We start from the raw sequence: 370 nt of genomic DNA, 5'->3' as shown, positions 1-370 counted from the left end.
ACTCACGACCGTGCCATTACTGCTGCCATAGAAAAACACATCAGCCACGTTTGCGCTTTTAGCAGCCGGTAGCAGCAGCTTGCCTGCGATATAGACTCCTAGCAGTTGACTGATAAAGAATGCGACGACCATACCTATGGACAGTAAAAACACTTCCAAGCGTGAAAATAACGGCAAACGCTTAGGCGAGTTTATCAGCCGTTGCTTGGCAGCACTAAAATGATTTGGCATAAAATGGTGACTCAGTGATATAGAGTATCAATGCTGACGACAACTTTATATTAGGACTAGGATACGCCCTAATCTGAGCAGTCAAATAAGTAGCGCGCATGATTTATTTTGGTAGTTGTTGCTTGATTAAGTCCAATAC

General features: G+C 43.5%; 1 protein-coding gene. It reads right to left on the bottom strand.

Annotated elements, in window-relative coordinates; translation table 11 throughout:
- Positions 1 to 231 (bottom strand): hypothetical protein (locus AAEZ03_RS26220; RefSeq protein WP_350582676.1); only part of this gene is annotated, 231 nt, incomplete at its 3' end.
- Positions 232 to 370: the final 139 nt, after the last annotated feature.

This window comes from Pseudomonas sp. HY2-MNA-CIBAN-0224, from assembly GCF_040310285.1.
GTDB classification, from domain to species: domain Bacteria; phylum Pseudomonadota; class Gammaproteobacteria; order Pseudomonadales; family Pseudomonadaceae; genus Aquipseudomonas; species Aquipseudomonas helleri.
This window is presented reverse-complemented; position numbering and strand designations above follow the sequence as displayed.